This is a genomic window from Micromonospora sp. NPDC049799 (genome assembly GCF_040656655.1).
Lineage (GTDB): Bacteria > Actinomycetota > Actinomycetes > Mycobacteriales > Micromonosporaceae > Micromonospora.
Map to the genome: position 1 here is coordinate 1 of NZ_JBFAMU010000395.1, position 4,611 is coordinate 4,611.

Here is a 4,611-nt window from a genome sequence, read left to right on the forward strand (position 1 = left end):
GGGGGGGGGCGCGCGGGGGGGGGGGGCGCCGGGGGGGGGCCGCCCCCCCCCCCCCCCCCGGGGGCCCCCCCCCCCGGCGCCGGCCCCCCCCCCCCGACGAGGTGACGATCAGACGTTGAAGCCGAGGGAGCGGAGCTGGTCACGCCCCTCGTCGGTGATCTTGTCCGGACCCCACGGCGGGAGCCACACCCAGTTGATCCGGATGTCGTCGACCAGTCCGCCGCCGGGACCGGTGGTCAGCGCCTGCCGGGCCTGGTCCTCGATCACGTCGGTGAGCGGGCAGGCCGCCGAGGTCAGCGTCATGTCCAGGGTGGCGACGTTGTCGTCGCCGACGTGCACGCCGTACACCAGGCCGAGGTCGACCACGTTGATGCCCAGCTCGGGGTCGACGACGTCCTTCATCGCCTCCTCGATGTCGGCGACGGCGGCCTTGCCGCCGGCTGCCGGCGCGGTGCCCTCCGTCGTGGCCGGCTCACCGGTCTCCGGCGTCGCCGCCGTGGCAGTGTCCTCGCTCATGCCTTCACCTCCGTCGGGCTCGCGCCCACACCGGCGCGTGCCGCGGCGTCCTTGAACGCCATCCACGGCAACAGCGCGCACTTGACCCGGGCGGGATAGCGGGCGACACCCGCGAACGCGACCCCGTCACCGAGTACGTCCTCGTCCGGCGTGACCTGGCCACGGCCGGACATCAACTCCAGGAAAGCCTCGTGCACCTCGAACGCCTCGCCGGCGCCCCGGCCGGTGAGCAGCTCGTGCAGCACGCTCGCCGAGGCCTGGCTGATCGAGCAGCCCATGCCGTCGTACGAGACGTCGTGCAGCACCTCGCCGTCGGTGGTCACCCGGACGGTCACCTCGTCCCCGCAGGTCGGGTTGACGTGGTGCGCCTCGGCGACCCGGTCCGCCGGGTCGTCGGCGTCCCGCAGGCCGCGGCCGTGCGGGTGCTTGTAGTGGTCCAGGATGATCTCCTGGTAGAGCTGGTCGAGCTGCATCAGTCGAACACCTTTCGCACCTGCTCCAGGCCCGCCACCAGGGCGTCGATCTCCTCGGTGGTGGTGTAGAGGTAGAACGACGCGCGGGTCGTGGCCGGCACCCCGAACCGGACGCAGACCGGGCGGGCGCAGTGGTGGCCCACCCGCACCTGCACGCCGAGGGAGTCCAGCACCTGCCCCACGTCGTGCGGGTGGATGTCACCCAGCGCGAACGAGATCGTGCCACCCCGGCCGACCGGCACCGACGGACCGAAGATCCGCAGGCCGGGCACCGAGGCGAGGGCGTCCAGGGCGTACGCGGTCAGCTGCTTCTCGTGCCACTGGACGGCCCGCATGCCGATGCCGGTCAGGTAGTCCACGGCCGCGCCGAGCGCCACGGCCTCGGCGATCGGCGGGGTGCCCGCCTCGAACCGCGCCGGCGGCGCGGCGAACGTGGAGCCCGCCATCGACACCGTCTCGATCATCGAACCGCCGCCGAACACCGGCGGCATGGCCGCGAGCAGCTCGGCCCGGCCCCAGAGCACGCCGATGCCGGTGGGCGCGCACATCTTGTGCCCGGTGAAGACGATGAAGTCCGCGTCGTAGTCCACCACGTCCATCGGCATGTGCGGCACCGACTGCGAGCAGTCGAGCAGCAGCAGCGCGCCCACCTCGCGGACCCGCGCGGTGATCCGGGACGTGGCGTTGACGGTGCCGAGGATGTTGGACATGTGCACCAGCGAGACGATCTTCGTCCGTTCGGTGACCAGGTCCTCCAGGCCCGACTCGTCCAGCCGCCCGCCGTCGGTGACCGGGAACCAGCGCAGGGTCGCGCCGGTCCGCTCGGCCAGCAGCTGCCACGGCACGATGTTCGAGTGGTGCTCCATCTCGGAGATCACGATCTCGTCACCGGGGCCGAGCCTGAACCGCGGGTCGCCGTCCGGCCGCAGCGAGGCGTTCGAGAAGGCGTACGCGACGATGTTGATCGCCTCGGTGGAGTTCTTCGTGAACACCACCTCGTCGACGCTCGGCGCGTTGACGAACGCCGCGACCTTGGCCCGCGCGCCCTCGTACGCCTCGGTCGCCTCAGTGCCCAGGGTGTGCACCGAGCGCGACACGTTGGCGTTGTGCCGGGCGTAGTGCTCGGCGAGCACGTCGAGCACCTGGCGCGGCTTGTGCGACGTGTTGGCGCTGTCCAGGTAGACCAGCCGGTGCCCGTTGACCTCCCGGTCGAGGATCGGGAAGTCGGCGCGCACCGTCGCCACGTCGTACCGGGGCACGTCGTCGTACTGCGGCATGCCGGCCGGGATCGCGATGGAGGTCATCGAAACGTCAGGCCTTCGCCGAGCCGGCCCCGGCGGCGTAGCGCTCGTAGCCCTCGGCCTCGAGCTTGTCGGCCAGCTCCGGCCCGCCCTGCTCGACGATCCGGCCGGCGACGAAGACGTGCACGAAGTCCGGCTTGATGTAGCGCAGGATCCGCGTGTAGTGGGTGATCAGCAGCACGCCGGTGTCGCCGGTGTCCCGGACCCGGTTGACGCCCTCGCTGACCACGCGCAGCGCGTCCACGTCGAGGCCGGAGTCGGTCTCGTCGAGGATGGCGATCTTCGGCTTGAGCAGCTCCAGCTGCACGATCTCGTGCCGCTTCTTCTCACCGCCGGAGAAGCCCTCGTTGACGTTGCGCTGGGCGAACGCCGGGTCCATCTGGAGGCGCTCCATGGCACCGCGCAGCTCGCCGCCCCACGTGCGCAGCTTCGGCGCCTCGCCGTCGATGGCGGTCTTGGCGGTGCGCAGGAAGTTGGCCACCGAGACGCCGGGGACCTCGACCGGGTACTGCATGGCCAGGAAGAGACCGGCGCGGGCCCGCTCGTCGACGGACATGGCCAGCACGTCCTCGCCGTCGAGGGTCACCGAACCGCCGGTGATCTCGTACCGGGGGTGACCGGCGATCGAGTACGCCAGGGTGGACTTGCCGGAGCCGTTGGGGCCCATGATGGCGTGGGTCTCGCCCGACTTGACCGTCAGGTTTACCCCATCGAGGATCGGCTTGAGCTCACCCTCGGGCAGCTTGACCGACACCTTCAGGTCGCGGATCTCCAGGGTGCTCATTATCGGGTCACTCCATTGCTCGGCGTCAGGCTGACGTAGATGTCGCCGTCGCGGACTTCGACGGGGTAGACGGGAACGGGTTCGGTGGCAGGCAGCCCGGTCGGCTCGCCGGTCCTCAGGTCGAAACGGGAACCGTGCAGCCAGCATTCCAGCGTGCAACCGTCGACCTCCCCCTCGGAGAGGGCGACCGCGGCGTGCGAGCACTCGTCGAACACGGCGTGGAACGAGCCGTCCTCGGCGTGCACCAGGGCGATCTGCGTGCCGTCGACGTCCGCGCTGATCGCGGTGCCCTTCGGCACGTCCTCGGTCGAGCAGATCCTGATCATCAGGCGCCCGCCTTGGCCAGCCGGGCCTCGATCGCGTCCCCCAGGCGCTCGCGCAGGGACTCCACCGGGATCTTGTTGATCAGCTCGGCGAAGAAGCCGCGCACCACCAGGCGCCGGGCCTCGCTCTCCGGGATGCCCCGGGCCATCAGGTAGAAGAGCTGCTCGTCGTCGAAGCGGCCGGTCGCGCTCGCGTGGCCGGCGCCGGCGATCTCGCCGGTCTCGATCTCGAGGTTGGGTACGGAGTCCGCCCGCGCGCCGTCGCTGAGCAGCAGGTTCCGGTTGATCTCGTACGTGTCGGTGCCGGTCGCCTCGGCCCGGATGAGCACGTCGCCCACCCAGACGGTGTGCGCGTCGGCACCCTGCAGGGCACCGCGGTAGCCGACGTAGCTGCGGCAGTCCGGCACGTTGTGGTCGACCAGCTGGCGGTGCTCCAGGTGCTGCCCGCCGTCGGCGAAGTAGACGCCGTACAGCTCGGCCTCGCCGCCCCGCCCGGTGTACTCCACCGAGGTGTACTGCCGGACCAGGTCGCCGCCCAGGCTGACCTGGATGTGGATGACCTTGGCGTCCCGACCCAGCCGCACCCTGAGGTGCTGGGCCTGGACCGCGTCGGCGGCCCAGTCGGCGACGGTGACCAGGGTCAGCTTCGCGCCGTCGGCCACCGACACCTCGACGTTGTCGGCCAGGGTCGCCGAGCCGACGTGCTCCAGCACCAGGGTCACCTCGGCGAACCGGCCCACCTCGACGAAGGTGTGCCCGAAGGCGAGCCCCTCGGCGCCGTCACCGGCCACCCGCAGGGTCACCGGCTCCGCCACCACGGCGTCCCGCGCAACCTCGACCAGCAGGGCCTGCTCGACACCGCCGTACGCCAGCGCGCTGACCCGGTCGACCGGGGTGAGCACGCTGCCCACCCGCGGGTCGTCCTTGCCGATCCGTGCGACGGTGACGCCCGCGGGCAGGTCGCCGTACTCGTGCCGGACCGTGCCGGTGGCGGCCTGCGCCCCACCGACCAGCCCGCGCAGACGCTTGAGCGGGGTGAAACGCCACTCCTCCTCCAGGCCCGTCAGGGCCGGGAAGTCGGCGACGTCGTACGAGCGGAGCGCCTGCGTCTTGGTGCTGGGCGGCGCGGAAGCCTGGGTAGTCATCTCTTCCTTGGTCTGTTCTGCAACGACGACGGTGTCTGGTGCTCGGAGCGGCGGGCCGGCGTGGCCGGC

General features: G+C 71.5%; 6 protein-coding genes. All 6 read right to left on the reverse strand.

From position 1 onward, the window contains the following. Positions 1 to 108: 108 nt before the first annotated feature. From AB0I76_RS22960 to sufD, 6 genes are read right to left on the reverse strand one after another with little or no spacing between them, the layout of a single operon-like run. The gene (locus AB0I76_RS22960; RefSeq protein WP_357038962.1) at positions 109 to 516 is read right to left on the reverse strand and encodes a metal-sulfur cluster assembly factor; all 408 of its coding nucleotides are present in this window, start codon (positions 514 to 516) and stop codon (positions 109 to 111) included. Further along, positions 513 to 989 carry a Fe-S cluster assembly sulfur transfer protein SufU gene (gene sufU, locus AB0I76_RS22965; protein WP_357038966.1) on the reverse strand — a complete coding sequence of 159 codons (477 nt, stop codon included), beginning with the start codon at positions 987 to 989 and terminating at the stop codon, positions 513 to 515. The genes AB0I76_RS22960 and sufU overlap by 4 nt, the downstream gene beginning before the upstream one ends. Continuing rightward, positions 989 to 2,293: a cysteine desulfurase gene (locus AB0I76_RS22970; protein ID WP_357038969.1), complete on the reverse strand. Its 1,305-nt coding sequence runs from the start codon at positions 2,291 to 2,293 to the stop codon at positions 989 to 991. Before AB0I76_RS22970 ends, sufU begins: the two co-directional genes overlap by 1 nt. A 7-nt stretch (positions 2,294 to 2,300) precedes the next feature. Further along, on the reverse strand, positions 2,301 to 3,074 hold the full coding sequence (gene sufC / locus AB0I76_RS22975; RefSeq protein ID WP_357038972.1) for a Fe-S cluster assembly ATPase SufC: 774 nt from the start codon (positions 3,072 to 3,074) through the stop codon (positions 2,301 to 2,303). Then, entirely contained in the window at positions 3,074 to 3,400 is a 327-nt protein-coding gene (locus AB0I76_RS22980) for a non-heme iron oxygenase ferredoxin subunit (protein ID WP_357038975.1), read from the reverse strand. The genes sufC and AB0I76_RS22980 overlap by 1 nt, the downstream gene beginning before the upstream one ends. Then, on the reverse strand, positions 3,400 to 4,542 hold the full coding sequence (sufD, locus tag AB0I76_RS22985) for a Fe-S cluster assembly protein SufD (protein WP_357038978.1): 1,143 nt from the start codon (positions 4,540 to 4,542) through the stop codon (positions 3,400 to 3,402). Before sufD ends, AB0I76_RS22980 begins: the two co-directional genes overlap by 1 nt. Between the last annotated feature and the right edge of the window lie 69 nt (positions 4,543 to 4,611).